The 18,848-nt window shown below is 73.5% G+C and carries 15 protein-coding genes and 1 pseudogene; 3 read left to right on the top strand and 13 right to left on the bottom strand.

Annotated features, from left to right (window positions below):
• Positions 1 to 129 precede the first annotated feature (129 nt).
• Positions 130 to 5,133, bottom strand: a complete 5,004-nt coding sequence (locus GCU60_RS18635; protein WP_163207979.1) for an NAD-glutamate dehydrogenase — start codon at positions 5,131 to 5,133, stop codon at positions 130 to 132.
• A gap of 62 nt (positions 5,134 to 5,195) precedes the next feature.
• Positions 5,196 to 5,567, bottom strand: a complete 372-nt coding sequence (locus GCU60_RS18630; protein WP_163207978.1) for a phage holin family protein — start codon at positions 5,565 to 5,567, stop codon at positions 5,196 to 5,198.
• Positions 5,568 to 5,681: 114 nt separating this feature from the next.
• Here GCU60_RS18630 and GCU60_RS18625 point away from each other — a divergent pair, with 114 nt between their 5' ends.
• On the top strand, positions 5,682 to 6,131 hold the full coding sequence (locus tag GCU60_RS18625; RefSeq protein WP_163207976.1) for a hypothetical protein: 450 nt from the start codon (positions 5,682 to 5,684) through the stop codon (positions 6,129 to 6,131).
• A gap of 73 nt (positions 6,132 to 6,204) precedes the next feature.
• On the top strand, positions 6,205 to 7,398 hold the full coding sequence (locus GCU60_RS18620) for an ATP-binding protein (RefSeq protein WP_163207974.1): 1,194 nt from the start codon (positions 6,205 to 6,207) through the stop codon (positions 7,396 to 7,398).
• A 128-nt stretch (positions 7,399 to 7,526) separates the two neighbouring features.
• Here GCU60_RS18620 and GCU60_RS18615 read toward each other — a convergent pair whose 3' ends face one another.
• Positions 7,527 to 9,299: a SpoIIE family protein phosphatase gene (locus tag GCU60_RS18615; protein WP_163207972.1), complete on the bottom strand. Its 1,773-nt coding sequence runs from the start codon at positions 9,297 to 9,299 to the stop codon at positions 7,527 to 7,529.
• 214 nt (positions 9,300 to 9,513) lie between these two features.
• Here GCU60_RS18615 and GCU60_RS18610 point away from each other — a divergent pair, with 214 nt between their 5' ends.
• Positions 9,514 to 9,972 (top strand): ATP-binding protein, encoded by a 459-nt coding sequence (locus GCU60_RS18610; RefSeq protein ID WP_163207970.1) that lies wholly within the window; start codon positions 9,514 to 9,516, stop codon positions 9,970 to 9,972.
• Positions 9,973 to 10,150: 178 nt separating this feature from the next.
• Here GCU60_RS18610 and GCU60_RS18605 read toward each other — a convergent pair whose 3' ends face one another.
• The 10 genes and pseudogenes from GCU60_RS18605 to GCU60_RS18560 all read right to left on the bottom strand — a co-directional run.
• Positions 10,151 to 10,642, bottom strand: coding sequence for a hypothetical protein (locus tag GCU60_RS18605; protein WP_163207968.1), 492 nt, complete (start codon positions 10,640 to 10,642; stop codon positions 10,151 to 10,153).
• Complete coding sequence (locus GCU60_RS18600) at positions 10,639 to 11,001, bottom strand: response regulator (protein ID WP_163207966.1); 363 nt, start codon at positions 10,999 to 11,001, stop codon at positions 10,639 to 10,641. Before GCU60_RS18600 ends, GCU60_RS18605 begins: the two co-directional genes overlap by 4 nt.
• Positions 10,998 to 11,540: a chemotaxis protein CheX gene (locus GCU60_RS18595; protein ID WP_163207964.1), complete on the bottom strand. Its 543-nt coding sequence runs from the start codon at positions 11,538 to 11,540 to the stop codon at positions 10,998 to 11,000. The genes GCU60_RS18600 and GCU60_RS18595 overlap by 4 nt, the downstream gene beginning before the upstream one ends.
• Positions 11,537 to 11,920, bottom strand: coding sequence for a response regulator (locus tag GCU60_RS18590; RefSeq protein ID WP_163207962.1), 384 nt, complete (start codon positions 11,918 to 11,920; stop codon positions 11,537 to 11,539). Before GCU60_RS18590 ends, GCU60_RS18595 begins: the two co-directional genes overlap by 4 nt.
• Entirely contained in the window at positions 11,920 to 12,744 is an 825-nt protein-coding gene (locus tag GCU60_RS18585) for a CheR family methyltransferase (protein ID WP_163207961.1), read from the bottom strand. The genes GCU60_RS18590 and GCU60_RS18585 overlap by 1 nt, the downstream gene beginning before the upstream one ends.
• On the bottom strand, positions 12,741 to 13,883 hold the full coding sequence (locus tag GCU60_RS18580; protein ID WP_163207958.1) for a chemotaxis-specific protein-glutamate methyltransferase CheB: 1,143 nt from the start codon (positions 13,881 to 13,883) through the stop codon (positions 12,741 to 12,743). The genes GCU60_RS18585 and GCU60_RS18580 overlap by 4 nt, the downstream gene beginning before the upstream one ends.
• A 475-nt stretch (positions 13,884 to 14,358) precedes the next feature.
• Positions 14,359 to 15,264: a hypothetical protein gene (locus GCU60_RS18575; protein ID WP_163207956.1), complete on the bottom strand. Its 906-nt coding sequence runs from the start codon at positions 15,262 to 15,264 to the stop codon at positions 14,359 to 14,361.
• A 157-nt stretch (positions 15,265 to 15,421) separates the two neighbouring features.
• Entirely contained in the window at positions 15,422 to 15,880 is a 459-nt protein-coding gene (locus tag GCU60_RS18570) for a chemotaxis protein CheW (protein ID WP_163207954.1), read from the bottom strand.
• A gap of 1 nt (position 15,881) precedes the next feature.
• Entirely contained in the window at positions 15,882 to 18,326 is a 2,445-nt protein-coding gene (locus GCU60_RS18565; RefSeq protein ID WP_163207952.1) for a chemotaxis protein CheW, read from the bottom strand.
• A gap of 213 nt (positions 18,327 to 18,539) precedes the next feature.
• A pseudogene (locus tag GCU60_RS18560) lies at positions 18,540 to 18,848 on the bottom strand (methyl-accepting chemotaxis protein); the annotation flags it as partial.

Genomic DNA, 18,848 nt, shown 5'->3' with positions numbered 1-18,848 from the left:
CAGGTCCCCGGGACCGTGCCCCCGCCGGACGGCGCCAACCCCACCAGGCATGACGGTCCGGTGACGACCAATGTCTGACCTTCTCTAGCTCCGGCGCTAGAGAGGCGCAGACACGGCCAGAGGTGTCGGCTACTTCTCCCCGGGGCGGGGGATGCGGCGGGCCTGACGGCGCTTGCGCAGACCGCGCAGGGTCCGGACGGCGACCAGCAGCTCGGCCAGCTCCTGGCGGTCGCCCGCCGTGATGTCGGCGAGCTGACCGGCCGCTCGTCGCTGCGCGGCGTCCCAGCCCTCCTCCCAGCGCCCGACGAGCTCGGCCGGGGTCTCGTCGTCGCCCGATCGCAGGCCGAGGACGTCCTCGGTGAGCGAGGACTGCTCCATGGCCAGGTCGTCGCGCAGCGAGGCGCGGGCCATCGAGGGCCAGCGCCGGTCGCGGGGCAGGGCTGTGACCAGGTCCCGCAGCGCGACGAGGCCCAGGCGCTCGGCCAGCAGCTGCATGACCTGCCCGGCCAGCGCCACCGGGGCGCCGGTCCGCTCGGTGACCACGGCCAGGTCGAGCGCTGCGGGCAGCAGCGACGCCGCCGACACCCGGGCGGCGAGCTCCCCGGGCAGACCCGCCTCGCGCAGCCGGCCCGCTCGGGCGGCGTAGGCCGCGGCCTCGCTGCCCTGCAGCCAGACCGGCAGACCGGCCTGCACCTCGGCCACGGACCCGGCGAACCGCGCCGTGACCTCGGCCAGCGCTGGCGGGTTCTCCGCGGTGAGATCCGGCTGGCGCAGCAGCCAGCGGGTGGTCCGCTCGGCCAGCCGGGTGGCCTCGGTGCGCACCTCGACCTGGACGGCGGCGGACACCCGGTTGTCCAGCGGGCGGACGGCGTCCCACATGTGGTCGATCCCGAAGACGGCGCGGGCCACCGCGTGCGCCCGCACGACCGCCGGGAGCGGGACCCCGGTCTCCTCGACCAGCCGGAACAGCCCGGTGACCCCGGCGACGTTGACGGCGCGGTTCGTCAGCGCGGTCGCGATGATCTCCCGGCGCAGCGGGTGCCCGGTCACCGCCGCGGGGAAGCGCTCGCGCAGCGGCGCCGGGAAGTAGTCGACCAGCAGCTCCTCGAACGCCGGGTCGTCGGGCAGCGCGGACTGCAGCACCGCGTCGCTCACCTGCAGCTTGGCGTAGGCCAGCAGCACGGAGAGCTCCGGGCTGGTGAGCGCCTGCCCGTCGCGGCGGCGTTCGGTCAGCGCGCGGTCGTCCGGCAGCGCCTCGACGGCGCGCAGCAGCCGCCCGGAGCGCTCCAGCGACCGGATGAAGCGCTCGTGGGCGTCCATCAGGCTGCGCGCCGACGCGGTCTCGGCGGCGAGCGTGGCGTTCTGCGCGTGGTTGTCGGTGAGGACGGCGGCGGCGACGTCGTCGGCCATCTCCCCCAGCAGCGCCGCCCGGCCCTCGGGATCGATCCGCCCCTCCTCCACCGGCCGGTTGAGGGCGATCTTGATGTTGACCTCGTGGTCGGAGGTGTCGACGCCGGCGGAGTTGTCGATGGCGTCGGTGTTCACCCGGCCACCGGCCAGCGCGTACTCGATGCGGCCGCGCTGGGTCAGCCCCAGGTTGCCGCCCTCCCCCACGACGCGGACCCGCAGCTGCCCGCCGTCGACGCGGACGGCGTCGTTGGCCTTGTCCCCGACCTCGAGGTGGCTCTCCGACGCCGCCTTCACGTAGGTGCCGATCCCGCCGTTGAACAGCAGGTCCACCGGGGCCAGCAGGATGGCGCGCATGAGCTCGACCGGGCTCAGCGACGTCACGCCGTCGGGAAGCCCCAGCGCGGCCCGCATCTGCCCGGACACCGGCACCGACTTCGCCGTCCGCGGCCAGACGCCACCGCCCTCGCTGATCAGCGAGGGGTGGTAGTCCGCCCAGCTGGACCGGGGCAGGTCGAACAGCCGCCGGCGCTCGGCGAACGACGTCGCGGCGTCCGGTGCCGGGTCGACGAAGACGTGCCGGTGGTCGAAGGCGGCCACCAGCCGGATGTGCTCCGACAGCAGCATGCCGTTGCCGAAGACGTCGCCGGACATGTCGCCGACGCCGACGACGGTGAACTCCTGCGTCGCGACGTCGAGGTCCAGCTCGCGGAAGTGCCTGGTCACCGACTCCCACGCGCCGCGGGCGGTGATGCCCATGGCCTTGTGGTCGTAGCCGACCGAGCCGCCGGAGGCGAAGGCGTCGCCCAGCCAGAACCCGCGTTCCAGCGCGACGGAGTTCGCCAGATCGGAGAAGGTCGCCGTCCCCTTGTCGGCGGCGACCACCAGGTAGGAGTCGTCGCCGTCGTGGCGGACCACCTTGGCCGGCGGGACGACCTGGCCGTCGACCAGGTTGTCGGTGAGCGCCAGCAGCGCCCCGATGAAGAGCTTGTAGCAGGCCTGACCCTCGGCGAGCACGGCCTCGCGCGACGCGGGCTGGGCGGGGTCGGTCAGAGCGGGCGGGTTCTTCACCACGAACCCGCCCTTGGCGCCGGTCGGCACGATGACGGTGTTCTTGACCATCTGCGCCTTGACCAGCCCGAGCACCTCGGTGCGCAGGTCCTCCCGGCGGTCGGACCAGCGCAGCCCCCCGCGCGCCACCTTGCCGAAGCGCAGGTGCACGCCCATGACCCGCGGCGAGCTGACCCACACCTCGTGCCTGGGGCGGGGGTCGGGCAGGTCGGGCACCTCGGCGGGATCGAGCTTGAGAGCCAGGGGGCCGCCCGCGTAGTACGTCGTCCGCTGGGTGGCGGTCACCGCGGCCAGCAGCGAGCTGAGCACCCGGTCGGCGTCCAGGGAGGCGACCTCGCCGATGGAGCGGCGCAGCGCCTCGACCAGGTCGGCCTGCCGGGCCTCGCGCCCGGTGACGCGGCCCGGGGAGAAGCGGGTCTCGAACAGCGCGACGAGCCGGGCGACGACGCCGGGGTGGGCGGCCAGAGTCTGCTCCACGTACGCCTGGCTGAACGGCAGCCCGGCCTGGCGCAGCCACTGCACGTAGGCGCGCACCACGGTCACCTGGCGCCAGTTCAGGCCGGCCAGCATGACCAGCGCGCCCAGGCCGTCGTCCTCGGCCTCGCCGCGCCACACCGCGCCGACGGCGTCGGTGAACCGCTCGGGCAGCGAGCGCAGCAGCGGGAGGTCTGCAGGGGGGACGGCCGAGGCGATCATGATGCCGAAGTCGTAGATCCAGGTGGGCGGGGCGCCGATCCGGTCCAGCTCGTAGGGCCGCTCGTCGACGACGTCGACGCCCATGTTCTGCAGCATCGGCAGGATCTGGGACAGCAGCAGCCGCTCGCCGACCCGGTAGACGCTCAGCCGGCGCTCCCCGGGGGCCGCCTTGGCCGGCGTCCACAGCCGCAGCGCCAGGCCGCCGGTCTCCAGGCCCTCCAGCCGGGCGAGGTCCTCCACGGCGCGCTCGGCCGGGAAGTCCTCCTGGTAGGCGGCCGGGAACGCGTCGGCGACGCGGGCGAACACCTTCTCGGCGTCCGCGCCGAAGCGTGCCGCCAGGGCGTCGGAGAGGTCGTCGGCCCAGCTGCGGGCGGCGGCGGCCAGCTCGTCCTGCAGCGCGTCGACGTCGACGTCCACCCGCCGCGGGGCGCCGCCCTTGCGACCCACCGGCAGCCGGACGACGAAGTGCAGCCGGGCCAGCACCGATTCGGTCGACCGGGCGGTGAACTCGATGCCCGTGCCGCCCAGCCGCTCGAGCAGCAGCTTCTGCATCGCCAGCCGCACCTCGGTGGTGTACCGGTCGCGCGGCAGGTAGACCAGCGCCGACCAGAACCGGCCGGTGGGGTCCTGGCGGAGGAAGAGCCTCGTCTGGCGGCGCTCCTGCAGGTGCAGCACGGCCATGGCGACCGGGAGCAGCTCGTCGGCGTCGACCTGCATCAGCTCGTCGCGCGGATAGGTCTCCAGGATGTCGAGGAGCTCCTTGCCGGTGTGGCTGTCCGCCGGCACCCCGGACCGGGCGATCACCTCGGCGGCCCGGCGCCGCACGAGCGGGACGTCGAGGACGCTGCTCGTGTACGCCGAGGACGGGAAGAGCCCCACGAAGCGGTACTGCCGGCGGGCGCCCGTGGCGTCGGCCGGCGCGGTCACGGCGATCAGGTCCAGCCAGGCGCGGCGGTGCACCGAGGAGCGGGTGTCGGCCTTGGTCACGCTGAGCAGGTGGTCGGCCGGCGCCTGGGCGGCCTCCGGCGTGACCGCCTTGCCGCTCATGTCGGCGTCGCTGCGCAGCACCCCCAGCCCGGTCCCGGGGACCGGCCGCGCGGTGGGCCGGGCGCCGGCGGGGAGCTCCACCTCGCGGGCGCCGAGCAGCACGAAGTTGCCGTCGGCCAGCCAGCGCAGCAGGGCCGCGGCCTCGACCGGGTCGTCGGAGGGGACGCCGACCGCCTGGGGGCTCATGGAGTCCAGCCGGGAGGCCAGCTCGCGGACCCGCTCGCGCAGCCGAGCGGTGTCCTCGTCCACGGCTCGCACGTCGTCGAGGACGGTGCGCAGGCCGGCCACGAGGTCCTCGGCCGCCTCGGCGTCCAGCGGCCCGTCCAGGACCACGGCCATCCAGGACTCGGCGACCGCGTCGGCTCCGCAGGACGCGGCGTCGCCGCTGTCGCAGAACTCGGTGATCCGGCCGCGCAGGTCGCGCCGGACGACGAGCACCGGGTGGACGATGTGCTCGAGCGCGAAGCCCTGGCGGACGACCTCGGCGGTGACGGAGTCGACCAGGTACGGCATGTCGTCGGTGACCAGCCGGACGACGGCGCGGGCGCGCTCTCCCGCCCCCTGCTGGACGTCGACCGTCGCGGCGCCGGGCGGTCGCACCTCGGCCACCGCGAGGTGGCCGAGAGTGAGCGCGGCGAGCTGGGCCGGATCGTGCCCGACGACCTCCTCGGCCGGCTCGCTCCAGTAGTAGCGCCGCATCAGCGCCGGCAGGTCGTCGGCCCGGCAGCCGGCGGGCAGCACCCCGTCCTGGCCCGCTCCCCCGGCGGCGACCCGTGCCGCCCGGTCGAGCACCCGACGCTTCTCGTCGCGGGCGGCCTCCAGCGCGGCGAGCTCGGTCAGCGAGCCGCCCGCGGAGCCGCTGTTCCGGTCGCGCACCGGGATCTCCGGGGCGACACCGGTGTCACTGGCCATGTCAGGCCACGCTACTGCCCGGTGAGACCTCCGTCATGGCGACGCGGCCGTCGCCGAAGGGGTCAGCGGTCGAGCAGCTGGTCGGCCGCCCAGCCGGCCAGGGCGAGGATCAGGCCGCCGAGCAGCGCGGTGACGAACCCGTCGATCTCCAGGCGGGTGGTCAGCGCCGCGGTGATGCCGAGCAGCGCCGCGTTGATGACCAGCAGGAAGAGGCCGAGGGTCAGCACCACGAAGGGCAGCGACAGCAGTCGCAGCAGCGGCCCGACGATCGCGTTGACGACGCCGAAGATCAGGGCGATCCACAGGTAGGTGCCGTACACCCCGAGCGGACCGTCCGGGTTCTCTACGACGTTCAGCCCGGGCAGGACGTCGAACTTGGTGAGGCCGAAGAAGACGGCGCCGAGGATGACGACCTTGAGCAAGAACTTGATCACGACGACGACGCTAGCGGTCCAGGACCGTCGCCCGAGGGATCTCCGGTCACCTAGTCGTGTCTAGCCCGACCGCTAGACGGTGACAGACGGGGCTCGACGCCGCAGGGTCCGACCGTGACCACCTCGGGAGGGACCCTCGCGCTCCGGCCGCCGGGCTGGGCGCGGGCGTGGCTCGTCGTGTTCCCGGTCGCCGTGACGGTGCTGAGCTTCTCCGGCGTCGTGACGCTGAGGGGCGACCCGGGCTGGGGGCTGCGCCTCCTCTTCTGCCTGTTCGCGGCCGGGCTGAGCTGGCGGCTCCACCGGCTGGGCGCGTTCGGCGCCCCGGACGGCAGGCTCGTCGTCCGCAACCATTGGCGGGACCACGTGCTGCACCGCGCCGACATCGCCGGGGTGGGCGTCGAGCGGCGGGCGCGGTCGTCCAACACGTCCGTGACCCTGTCGCTGCGCGACGGTTCCTCCGTCCGGCTCGAGGTCACCGAGACCCCGTTCGGTGGCGCGTCGCGCACGCGGCTCGAGCAGGACTCGGCAACGGTGCGCAGCTGGGCGTCCTTCCCGTCGTCCTGAGCCCGGCGACACGCGCCAGCCGGTTCTACCGATCTCTAGGGCACCGCGTAGAGAAGGCCATACGGTGGTCGACATGGACCCCGTGCGGAACCCGTACGCCCCCGGCGCCGGGCAGCGCCCGCCCGAGCTGGCCGGCCGGGACAGCGAGCTGACCGCCTTCGACGTCGTCCTCGAGCGGATCGCGCACGGCCGCCCGGAGCGCTCGCTGGTGCTGACCGGGCTTCGCGGCGTCGGCAAGACCGTGCTGCTCAACCAGCTGCGTTCGGCGGCCATCTCCCGCGGCTGGGGCACCGGCAAGATCGAGGCACGCCCGGAGCAGTCGCTGCGCCGGCCGGTCAGCTCGGCCCTGCACATGGCGCTGCGGGAGCTCGGCCCCCGGCACGGCGACCAGGACTCGGTGGCCGAGGTGCTGGGGGTGGTCAAGGCCTTCGCGCAACGGGTGGCGCCTGCGGACGCGAAGGTACGCGACCGCTGGCAGCCGGGCATCGACGTCCCCGCCGCCACCGGGCGGGCCGACTCCGGCGACATGGAGATCGACCTGGTCGAGCTGCTCAGCGACGCGGCGGGCGTGGCCGCCGACATCGGCAGCGGCATCGCGCTGTTCATCGACGAGATGCAGGACATCGCGCCCGACGACGTGTCGGCCGTCTGCGCCGCCTGCCACGAGCTCTCCCAGCAGGGTGCGCCGCTGATCGTCGTCGGCGCGGGCCTCCCCCACCTGCCGGCCGTCCTGTCGGCCTCCAAGAGCTACTCCGAGCGACTGTTCCGCTACCTGCGCATCGACCGGCTGGACCGCGAGGCGGCCGACCGCGCGCTGCTCGCCCCCGCCGAGCGCGAGGACGTCACCTTCGAGCCGGCGGCGCTCGACGCCCTCTACGAGGCCGCGGACGGCTACCCCTACTTCGTCCAGGCCTACGGCAAGGTCACCTGGGACGTCGCCGCCTCCTCCCCCATCACCGCCGCCGACGTCGCCATGGCCGCCCCCGCCGCCGAGGCCGAGCTCGCCGTCGGCTTCTTCGGCTCCCGCTACGACCGGGCCACGCCCGCCGAACGGGAGTACATGCACGCGATGGCCGAGCTCGGCGGTCCGAGCGGCGCGGCGGTGGCGACGTCGGAGGTCGCGGTGTCGCTCGGCCGCAAGCCCGCGTCCCTCTCCCCCGCCCGGGACTCGCTGATCAAGAAGGGCCTCGTGTACTCGGCCGAGCGTGGCCAGATCGCCTTCACCGTCCCGCACTTCGGCCGGTACCTGCTGCGCCACCCGGACTGAGGCCACCCCCTCCAAGGGCCGAAATCGCCACTTCGGCCCCTCCGGGGGCCGAAATCGCCACTTCGGCCCCCGGGGGTCGCTCGCCGGCACCACGATCCCGATCGAGCGCCTCGGCGCCCGATTCCCGCTCAGCCGGGCGGGGCCACCAGCGGGGGCACGAGCTCCGGGCCGGCCCCGGCCGGGCGGTCGGCCCCGCTCGGGTGCGCGCGGACGGCCAGGACGGCGACGTCGTCCTCCACGCCCTCGCCCAGCATCTCCTCGAGCAGCCGGTCGCACAGCTCGTCCAGGGAGAGCCCGGCCGAGCGTGCCAGCAGCGCCCGCACCCGGTCGCGGCCCTCGTCGAGCGGCACCCGGCGGCGCTCGAACAGCCCGTCGGTGAACAGCACCAGCGTGCCGCCGTCGGGCAGGTCGGCCACCCCGTCGGAGCGCGCGCCGAGCCACCCGATGCCCAGCGGCGGGCCGACGTCCACGGCGAGGTCCAGCACGCGCCCGTCGGGCAGCAGCAGCATCGGGTCGGGATGGCCGGCCGAGGCCCAGTGCAGCCGGCGCACACCCGCTGCGCGCTCGGCCTCCTCCTGCTCCACGCGGCACACCAGGGCGGTCGCCATGGCCGGGACCGCCAGCCCCACCAGCGCGTGGTCCACCCGGCTGAGCAGCGCGGCCGGCGCCTCCTGCCGGTCGTAGGCGATGCCGCGCACCAGCGTCTTCACCTGGCCCATCGCCGCGGCCGCCTCGATGTCGTGGCCCATGACGTCGCCGATGACCAGCACCGTGTGGCCGTCGGGCTGGAGGAAGGCGTCGTACCAGTCGCCGCCGATGGAGACGCCCTGCGTGGCCGGCCGGTACCGCACCGCCAGCTCCAGGCTGTCCGGCTGCACCGGCGGCGACAGCAGGCTCATCTGCAGCCGCTCGGCCACCTGCTGGCTGGCCAGGGCCAGCCGTGCGTTGTCCAGCGCCAGGGCCGCCCGCCGCGAGGCGATCTCGGCCGTGCGCAGCTCTTCCGGGGTGTGCGCCCCGCGCTCGGCCCCGTTGACCAGCGTGAGGGCGCCGAACACCTCTCCCCGGGCCGTCAGCGGGAAGGTGGCCACGGCGGACGGGGCGAGCGGCGCGAGCGCCTCCCGGCTCTCGTCGCTGGTGATCATGGTCCGGAAGTGGTGCTCCTGGAGCTCGGGGATGATGACCGGCCGCCCGTCGCGCAGCGCCACGGGCACCGGTGCCGTCCGGTCGTTGGTGGCGACGCGCGCGTCGGCGTACCGGTGCATGGCCTCGACGAGCGCCGGGTCGCGATGGGCCCGGCCGGCATCGCGCCGGGTGCCGTGCGCGTCCACCACGCTCACCAGGCACCAGTCGGCCAGCAGCGGGACCACGCGGGCGGCGAACCGCCCCACGGCCTCGTCGGCCTCCAGCGTCGAGGTCATCGCCAGGTTGATGTCGCCGAGCAGCATCAGGTGCCGCCCGGCCTCCTCCGCGTCGCGGGCGGCCTGCCCCGCCTCGGCGACCGCCTGCTCGCGCGCGGCGACGGCGGCCACGCGCTCGTCGACGGCGCGGCGGCGCTCGGTGACGTCGTCGTAGCTCACGACGAGACCGGCGTCGGTCAGGAAGGCGTCGGCGCGGAACCACTTGCCCAGCGGACCGAACCACGCCTCGGTGCCGTCGGCCCGTCCCGTCCGGCGGACGGCGCGGTAGAGGGACTCGAAGGGCCCACCCACGGCCTCGGGGAACTCCACCCAGATGTCGCGGCCGACGAGGTCGCCGACCTCGCGGTCGAGCACCCTCGCCCCGGCCGGGTTGACGTAGGTGAACCGCCAGTCCTCGTCGAGGACGAACAGCGGGCGGTCCATGCCCTCGACCGCCTGGAGGAGCAGATCGCCACGCACGACCGTGGTGTCGTCCGGCCTCATCCTCGTGCTCCCCGCGCCGGCCGCGCCGACGGCAGCAGATGACACCCAGCGTGACTGCTCGGGACACGTAAAGCAATGCGGGCGGGGTGCGGCCACCCTCCCCCGATCGGGGTGACCCTGCGCACAGCCGTCCCGGATCTACCCGTTACCCGCGGTTGACGGAGCCGTCAGCGGGGAACCCCCCGTTCGTCCGGACCTGAGCCGAGGGGGAGGCATGGTGCGACTCGTGTGGCCCGTGCGTCCGTTGCCGAACGGCCGCGGCGAGATGTGGCGCTGGCGGCTGACCGGCCTCGCCGAGCTGGCGGCCGCGCGAGCCGGACTGCGTACCCGGCTCTGCGGTGTCGGTCATCCCCCCGAGGGGGAGGACCCGTCGAGCGAGCAGCTGGTCCTGGCCTTCGACGAGCTGGCCTCCAACGCCCTGCGGCACGGTGAGACCCCCGTCGTCGCCACGGTGGTGGCCGGCAGCGGTGGATGGCTGCTGGACGTCAGCGACCGGGCGCCGCACTCCATGCCCGCCCCCACCTGCGAGCGCGACCCCGCACACGGCGGCATGGGCCTGCAGCTGGTCGCCCGGCTGTCGGTCGCCCACGGCTGGTACGTCGACGAGGACCGCAAGCACGTCTGGGCGTGCCTGCCCACCGAGGCCGACGAACCGGAGCCGGCGATCGCCTGAGCCGGCCCGCGCACGACACAGCGAGACCCCCGTCGCGGGTGCGACGGGGGTCTCGCTGTGTGCACGGTCGTCCCGAGTCGGCCCCGGAGGGGTCCGCGCAGGGACGACGAAGCGGCTCAGCGCCGTCGGGGGACGGCACCTGATCGCGGTGTCGTCCGGAGGACGACGATGTCATCGCTCAGGGGAGCACGAAGGAGAGCGATCCCTTGCCGTAGGTGGGCACCTCGATGGCGAGGTCGACCCGGTTGAAGGCGGCGAGCATGCCGGCCAGGTCGCCGGGCACCTCCTCGCCGGGGGCGTAGAGCTTGTGCAGCTTGGAGTGCGGGGCACCCGGGGTGTTGAACAGCGCGGAGAGCACGTTCACCACCTCGTGCAGCGCCTCGACCTGCATGCCCGAGAGCTCGCCGTCCTCCTCGACCGCGTCCTGCGCGCCACCGGGGGGCAGCAGGGCCAGGGCGGAGCCGGTGTAGGCGGCCGCACCCAGGTCCATGAGGCACAGGGCGTTGACGTTCATCTGCGGGTCGACGTAGACGGCGACCGCGACCGGGCGGTCCGGCGCCGGGGTCACCGGAGCGCCGGGGGAGACGGCGACCGGCTTGCCGACCAGGCCGGCGAGCATGTCGCGGATGTCCTTGGCGGCGGGGAGCTGCACGCCGGCGGGGGCGGTCACGCGATCACCCCGTCCAGGTGCTCGCGGAAGGTGTCCTCGGTGAAGGGCTTGGCGATGAGGAAGAGCGCGCCGGCGTTGCTGGCCTTCTCCCGCATCTCGGGCGAGCCCTCCGAGGTCACGAAGCCGAACGGCACGGCGGACCCGGAGGCGCGCAGCGCCTGGAGGCACTCGATGCCGCTCATGTTGGGCATGTTCCAGTCCGACAGCACCAGGTCGGGCTGCTCCGAGCCGACCTTGGCCAGCGCGTCGGCGCCGTCCTCGGCCTCGACGATGTCGTGGTCGTCGTAGCCGGCCTGGCGCAGGGTGCGGATGACGATCTGCCGCATCACGCGGCTGTCGTCGGCGATCAGGATCTTCACAGGGGCACCTCGTTCTCGCGGGAGGGGGTGGGAACCGGCAGCGGCGGGAGGGCGCCCTGCACGGAGATGGTGAGCGGCTCGCCGCGCCAGACGACGTCGACGCGACAGAGGTCACCGGCGTTGCGCACCAGGGGGGCGTTGCCGACCTGGGGCAGGCTCAGCCCGGACGGGCCGGGCAGTGCGGCCTTGATGCTGCCGCCGACCACGTTGGCGATCTCGCCGAAGGCGTCGGCGACGTCCTCGTCGTCGAGGAGCTCCGGCGCGGACTCGCGGAGCAGCGCCCGGGAGAGCTCCTCGGCGGTGGCCCGGCCGGTGGTCAGGACGACGCTGCCGGTCCAGGGGCCGACGACGTCGACCCAGCTGGACAGGATGTCGCCCGGCAGCTCGCTCGGGATCGGGACGAGGACCTCGTCCTCGCCGACCAGGGAGACCCAGGCCTCCTCGGCGATCGCCAGGATCGTCATCTCGTCGATCAGCTCGGTGATGACCGGGCGGGCGTCGCTGCCGCGACGGCGCTGGCCGGTGTCGGTGGATGTCACAGCGCAACCTCCTGCGGGAGCAGGCCGAGCAGCGCGAGCTTGTCGCGGAAGGCGTCGGCCGTGAACGGCTTGATCATGTACTCGTGGGCACCCGCGGCCAGAGCTCGGACGATCTGGGTGTGCTCGCTCTCCGACGTGACCATCATCATGGTCATCCGGCGCCAGGCCGGGTTCGAGCGGACAGCCGACACGAACTGCAGCCCGTCCATCACCGGCATGTTCCAGTCGATGGTGGCGAGGTCGGGCACCCAGCCCTCGTTCAGCACGTCGAGCCCCTCCCCGCCGTGGCCGGCGTCCCGGACCTCGTAGCCGAGGTTGGTGAGGATCCCGGTGACGATCCGGCGCATCGCGCGCGAGTCGTCGATCACCAGAGCACGCATTACTTCCCCTTCAGTGGGCGGTAGGCGGAGCTACGGCCGATGACGACCCGCTCCCATGAGTCGTCGACACCCAGGGTGGTCTCGGCAGCACCGAGGAACAGCCACCCGTCGGGTCGCATCAGGTCCCGCACACGGCGGAGGATCGACTGCTTGGTCGGCAGGTCGAAGTAGATGAGCACGTTGCGCAGGTAGACCACGTCGAACGGGCCCATCCGCGGCAGCGGCGCGGCGAGGTTGCACTCGGTGGCGTTCACCATGCGCCGCAGGTTGCTGGAGACCTCCCACTCGTTGCCGGCCCGCTGGAAGTGGCGGACGAGCATCGGCGCGGGCAGGCCCCGGTTGACCTCGAGCTGGCTGAACTTGCCCGCCCGGGTGCGCTGCACCATCTCGCGGGAGAGGTCGGTCGCGGTGATCGACACCCGCGACGCGGCGTTGGGCAGCACGTCGTCCAGCAGCATCGCGATCGTGTACGGCTCCTGCCCGCTCGAGCAGGCGGCCGACCAGATCTGCAGCCGCTCGTTCGCCCCACGGGAGCTGAGCAGCGAGGGCAGCACCGTCGAGGTCAGAGCGGTGAACGGGTCGCCGTCGCGGAACCACGAGGTCTCGTTCGTGGTCAGCGCCTCGACGATCCGCCGGGTGTCCTCGGCGCTGGGGCGTACCCGCACCGTCTCCACCAGCTTGCCGACGTCGGGCAGACCCATCTGCCGGGCGATCGGGAGGAGGCGGGCCTCCACCAGGTACTCCTTGCCCGGCTGGAGAACGATGGCGCTCTCCTTGCGGACGAGTTCACGGACCCAGTCGAAACTGGTCGCGGTCAGGCTCATCGACGACCTCCCACGGCCATGGTTGTTGCGGAGTTGAAGGTCACGGTGCCGGCGAGGTGCCGGTGGATCGCCTCGGCGATCCGGTCGAGCGGCAGGATCTCGTCGGCGTACCCGGCCTGGGCGACGGCGCCCGGCATGCCCCACACGACCGAGGTCGCCTGGTCCTGCACGACCACGGTGCCGCCGGCGTTGCGGATCTCGCCGCAGCCGTTGCGACCGTCGGCGCCCATACCGGTGAGCACCACGCCGAGGACCGCGCCGTCGTAGGCGGCCACCGCGGAACGGAACAGCGGGTCGACGGCGGGCCGGCAGAAGTTCTCCGGCGGGTTCTGGTTCAGGGACGTGGCGAAGGACGCCCGCCCGTTGGCCCGCACCACCAGGTGGTGGTCGCCGGGCGCGAGGTGCACGGTGCCGGGGACCAGCGGGGTGCCGTCGACGGCCTCGACCACGCGGAGCGCGCACAGGCGGTCGAGCCGCTGGGCGAACTGGCGGGTGAAGACGGGGGGCATGTGCTGGGCCAGCAGGACCGGCACCGGCAGGTTCGCCGGCAGCGCGGGGAGGACCCGGGCCAGCGCCTCGGGGCCGCCGGTGGAGGAGCCGATGACGAGGACGGCCGGCTTCTTGCCCGGACCCGTGCGCGGCGCGGCGGGCCGCGGCGGCGGGGGAGGGGCCGTGGCCGCGGCCGAGCGCAGCGGCGTGACCGGGCGCCCGGTGAGGCCCTTGATCTTCGGGATGAGCTGCTGGCGGACGCTCTCCATCGACTGCGCCACGCTGCCGACGTTGGCCGGCTTGGTGACGTAGTCGTTGGCGCCGGCGGACAGCGCGTCCAGGGTGGCGGTGGCGCCGCGCTCGGTCAGGGTGCTGAACATGATGATCGGCACCCGGCTGGGTGCTCGTCCCGCCCCACCACCCCCGGCACCGGCGCGAATGGCACGCACCGCCTCGATGCCGTTCATCTCCGGCATCTCGATGTCCATCGTGATCAGGTCGGGCTTGAGCGATTCCATCTTGCTCAGGGCGACCTTGCCGTTGACGGCGGTGCCCACGACCTCGATCCCCGGGTCCTCCGAGAGCACGTCGGTGACGATCTTGCGGACGACGACGGAGTCGTCGACCACCATCACCTTGATCGGATTCACACGTCCTCCTGGGCCCGCCCCCGGCGATCTGGCGGGGGCGATGTCTGTATCGGCATTTCCGCGCCCGGCTTGAGCCCTGCGACGGCCGGCGGCGCCTCTCCTGCCCCGACTGTTGCGGGAGGGGGACGGGCGACGCCGAGGCACAGCGACGAGACTCCGGACGCGTCGCGCACGCCACCGGCGCCCGGGTTCACCGGGCGTGGGAGGTGGGGGGACGACGTGACAGGTGTGCTCGGGGACGCCTCGGCCCGCGGCTGCGGTGGCACGGGATCGGGGCGGGTCGGTGCTGTCCTGAGATTCTCGGCGCCGCGCGCCGGGATTACAGCCGACACGCACAAGGTCTGACGCAATCTTTTCGCCGTCAATCGGCGTCGACGAATTGCGGCGCGATCACCGGTGGGCCGGAAATCGACAAATGGTCCCGGGAAAGGCCGGTGACCGTGTGATCAATTCCGGCGGGGCACTCCGGCGATGATCAGGAAATGCCGGCGACGCGGTCGCGCGGGGCGCGCAGCACCGCTGCGGACTCCTCGCCGAGCAGGTCGGCCAGGACGATGCCCTGGACGCAGCCGGAGACGGCGTTCCAGACACCGGCCGCACCGTCGCGCAGGTCGAAACCGCCGTCGAGGAAGGCCTGGACGGCGAGGAGCTGGGCGGCCGCCAGGGCCCGCGTCCGCCCCGACACGTGGGCACCCCAGGAAGCCTCGTGCATGGCGGTGGCCCACGGCCGGTGCGCGGCACGGTTCTCGTCCACCGCGATCCGCCAGCGGGTGCGGCCGGCGTCGTCGAGGTCGCGCACGGCGTCGAGGAAGGAGGTCAGCTCGTCGGTGGCCGGACCCAGGCCCCAGCCGGCGGGGGTGCCCAGCGGGCCGGCGTCCTGCGCACGGTCGAACGCTGCGGTCAGCTCCCGCCGGACCAGCGGGGGCAGGACCCCGGCGGCCCAGAAGCCGACGGCAGCGTCGGCGAGCACCTCGGCCGCCTCGTCCCAGGCGTCGGCGTCGACGTCGGCACGCAGCGGGTGCTCGTGGCCCAGCACGTCCTCGCGCAGGAGCCGCTCCAGGGTGGGGGCGTCGCCGATGGTGCCCTGCTCGAGCTGGGCGACCAGCAGCGCCGTGCGGTCCCCCGCACCTGCGCCGGCGTCGGCGGCGGAGCGCATGTGCGGGACCCCGGCGGCCATCTCCCGCGCCCGGCGGGACCGCACCACCCGCACCCCGCGCTGCTCGCGGTCCAGCCCGCGGGCGGGGTGGACGGCGGCCAGCCGGGCGAAGGCGGCCTCGTCGGCGCCCAGGCCGGTCAGGAGGACCTCGGCAACCGCGCGCCCGGCGGGCAGGCGGACCAGGTCGAAGCCGAGCGTCGCGGCACTCACCAGCGAGTAGGGCATGGCGGCGCCTCCAGCGTCTCGGGACCGAACGAAGTCCCATGCTGGTGCCCCGCCCCCCGAAAAGCCACGCGGCCGTCACCCCTTCGCAGGAGAGCGAAGGAGTGACGGCCGCGTGTCCGGGTGAGCTGTGTTATCGCAGGATCACCGTCAGTAATCCTCAGGCGCTGTTGACGGCCTTCTGGACGTCCAGTGCCAGCAGCAGCTGCCCGTGGAGCTTGTAGGCACCGCGGATGAGGTCGCGGGCCTGGCCCTCCAGGGTGTCCGGCGGGGCCTCGAAGTCACCGGCGTCGACGTCGACGACGTCGGCGATGGAGTCCACCAGCATGCTGACGGCCTCACCGTGCAGCCGGACGACGATGACGACGGGGTCGGTGCCCTCCGGACGCGGCGGCCGGCCGAGTCGCTCCCGGAGCTCGATCGCGGTCACGACCTGGCCACGGAGGTTGATCAGGCCGGCGACGGCGGTCGGGGCGAGCGGCACGCGGGTGAGCTGCTGGCTGCGCAGCACCTCCTGCACGTGCTCGACCTCGATGCCGTAGAGGTCACCGTCCAGCCGGAAGGTGGCCAGCTGCCCGCTGGTGGCGGGCGCCGGGCTCGAGAGGGTCGGGGCGGTCACATCAGACCTCCAGCAGGGAGTCGGAGACGCCGGACGGCGCCGAGGACGGGTTCAGGGCGGACGGGGGAGCCGAGTAGAACTGCGGGTCGGCCGCGAGGATCGCGGCGCGGACGTCGAGCAGCTCGGTCACCCGGTCGCCCAGGACGGCGGAGCCGAGCAGGCCCATGTCGTCGATGTCGCTGCGGATCGCGGACTCACCGTCGACGATGTCGAGGATCTCCTCGACGACGATGGCCACGCTGCGGCCGTGGTCGGCGTAGACGATGACCTCGAGCACCTCGCGGTCGCTCTCGCCGTAGGCACCCAGGTGCCGGTCCAGCCGGACGATCGGCAGGATCGCCCCGCGGTACTGCACGACCTCGCGGTTGCCGACCTTCTCCACCGACTCGGTGCGCACCTGCTCGAGGCGGGTGACCGTGTCCAGGGGGATGGCGACGCGCCGTCCCCCACCGATGGAGGCCAGCAGCATGCGCTGGCGCTCGGTCTCGGCGGCCGAGGCCTGGCTGACCGTGGCCCGGGACTCCTGGCGGTCGGTGGTCTCGGTGCGCAGCGCGCGCCGGGCGAGCGCCTGGACGTCGAGGATGAGGGCGACGGTGCCGTCACCGAGGACGGTGGCCCCGGAGTAGAGCCCGATGGCCTTGAGCTGGCCGCCGACCGCCTTGACGACGATCTCCTCGGTGTTGATGACGCGGTCCACGACGAGGCCGAAACGCCGGCCCTCCGACCGCAGCACGGCGATGACGACGTGGCCGTCGTGCCGCTCCGAGGTCAGGCCCAGGACGTCGGTGAGCCGGACGAGGGGGAGGAGCTCCCCGCGCAGCCGGTAGACCTGCGCGCCGCCGACCTCCTCGACGGCGTTCGCGGCCTTCTCGGCGTCCAGGCTGACGAGCTCCTGCAGGCTGATCTGGGGGATGGCGTACCGGTCGGTGGCGCACTCGACCGTCAGGGCCGGGACGATCGCCAGCGTCAGCGGGATCCGCAGCCGGCACACGGTGCCGCGCCCGGTCTCGGACTCGACCTCGATGGTGCCGCCGATGGACTCGATGTTGGTCTTCACGACGTCCATGCCCACACCGCGACCGGAGACGTTCGTGACCGCCGCGGCGGTGGAGAAGCCGGGCAGGAAGATGAGCTGCAGGATGTCGGCCGGGCTCATCCGGGTGAGCGCGTCCTGGGTGAGGAGCCCGCGCTGCACCGCCTTGGCGCCGAGCTTGACCGGGTCGATGCCGGCACCGTCGTCGGCGACCTCGACCACGACCTGGCCGCTCTCGTGCCGGGCGCGCAGCGTCAGGACGCCCTCGGTGGGCTTGCCGGCTCGCCTGCGGTCCTCGGGGGCCTCGATGCCGTGGTCGACGGAGTTGCGGACCAGGTGGGTCAGCGGGTCCTTGACCGCCTCGAGCAGGGTCTTGTCGAGCTCGGTCTCCCGGCCCTCCATCTCCAGGCGGATCGACTTCTTGAGCTGGAGACCCAGGTCGCGGACGACGCGCGGCAGCTTGGACCAGATGTGGTCGATCGGCTGCATGCGCGTCTTCATGACGCCCTCCTGCAGCTCGCTGGCGATGAGGTTCAGGCGCTGCGAGGCGCGGATGAGGTCGGTGTCGGTCTGCCGCGCGACGTTCTGCACGATCTGGTTGCGGGTGAGGACCAGCTCGCCGACGAGCAGCATCAGCTCGTCGAGCAGGTCCACGTCCACGCGGATGGTGCTGTCGGCGACGGCGCGGCGGGTCTGCCCGCCGGCGGCGTCGGGGGCGGCGGCCTCCCCTTCGGGGTGGTCGACGACGGTCTCGGACACCGGGTGCTCCTCGGCGACGGCGGCCGGGGTGAGCGGCTCCACGGGCAGGTCATCGTGCAGTTCCACGGCCGGCTCCTCCACGACGGGAGCGGGCTTCGGGGCCGCCTTGGCACGCGGTGCCCGCTTCGCGGGAGCGGCGGCCGTGGCGGGCGCCTTCTTGGCCGGGGCCTTCCTGGCCGGGGTCTTCCTGGTCGCGGCACGGGCCGGGGCCTCGACGGGGGCCTCGGCGGCGGCGGGTGCCGCCGCGGGGGCGTCGGCCGGGGCGTCACCGTTCTCCATGGCGGCGCTGATCTCGGCGACGACGGAGGAGACGTCCACCGAGCCCTCGCCTCCGTTGGCCTCGATCGAGGTCAGCAGCGAACGCACGGTGTCGACCATCTGCAACAGCACGCTGGTGCGGCGCGGGGTCAGCTCCAGCTCGCCGTCGCGCAGCCGGCTGAGCATGTTCTCCCCGACGTGCGTGACCTCCTCCAGCCGGTTGAAGGCCAGGAAGCCGCTGGTGCCCTTGATGGTGTGGATCGTGCGGAAGATGCTGGACAGCCGCTCACGGGAATTGGGCTCCTGCTCCAGCGCCACCAGGTCGGTGTCGAGCTGGTCGAGGTTCTCGTGGCTCTCGACGAGGAACTCCTCGACGATGTCGTCCAGACCGTCCACAGTTGCCTTCTCTCTGGTTGCGACGGGGCGCAGTCGGCCCCGTTGGGTCATCGGCGGCCGGGCCGCGGAGTCAAGGTGAACCCCGCGGCCGGCGCCGTCAGCGGTGTTATCGGCAGGTCCCGCCCCGCAACCGACCGCCGCGCACGGATCGGCGCGCGCCGGGTGGCGACCGGGGAAGGGGTCACCACCCGGCTCGGCCGGGGCGGCCGCGGGTCAGTAGGTGAAGCGACCCACGGTGGAGCGCAGGTCCGCAGCCATCCGGGACAACTCGTCCACGGCGGTGCGGGTCTGGGTGAGCGCCTGCGTGGTGGAGTCCGCGGCGGTGGAGACCCCGGAGATGTTCTCCGCGATCTGCGTGGTGCCACTGGCCGCTTCCTGCACCGAGCGGCTCATCTCGTTGGTGGTCGCCGTCTGCTCCTCCACCGCGGAGGCGATGGTCGTCTGCCGGTCGGAGATCTGCGCGACGATGGACGAGATCTCCTCGATCGCGGTCACCGCGGCGGTGGTGTCGCCCTGGATCGC

Origin of the sequence: Blastococcus saxobsidens (assembly GCF_010682065.1) — a bacterium.
Taxonomy (GTDB): Bacteria; Actinomycetota; Actinomycetes; order Mycobacteriales; family Geodermatophilaceae; genus Blastococcus; species Blastococcus saxobsidens_B.
The sequence above is the reverse complement of the archived record's forward strand: the minus strand, read 5'-3'. Positions and strand labels throughout refer to the sequence as shown.

Coding starts and splice junctions, on each gene's coding strand:
- GCU60_RS18635 (WP_163207979.1), bottom strand. CDS start 5,133: ATGGCCAGTGACACCGGTGTCGCCCCGGAGATCCCGGTGCGCGACCGG.
- GCU60_RS18620 (WP_163207974.1), top strand. CDS start 6,205: ATGGACCCCGTGCGGAACCCGTACGCCCCCGGCGCCGGGCAGCGCCCG.
- GCU60_RS18615 (WP_163207972.1), bottom strand. CDS start 9,299: ATGAGGCCGGACGACACCACGGTCGTGCGTGGCGATCTGCTCCTCCAG.
- GCU60_RS18610 (WP_163207970.1), top strand. CDS start 9,514: ATGGTGCGACTCGTGTGGCCCGTGCGTCCGTTGCCGAACGGCCGCGGC.
- GCU60_RS18590 (WP_163207962.1), bottom strand. CDS start 11,920: ATGCGTGCTCTGGTGATCGACGACTCGCGCGCGATGCGCCGGATCGTC.
- GCU60_RS18585 (WP_163207961.1), bottom strand. CDS start 12,744: ATGAGCCTGACCGCGACCAGTTTCGACTGGGTCCGTGAACTCGTCCGC.
- GCU60_RS18575 (WP_163207956.1), bottom strand. CDS start 15,264: ATGCCCTACTCGCTGGTGAGTGCCGCGACGCTCGGCTTCGACCTGGTC.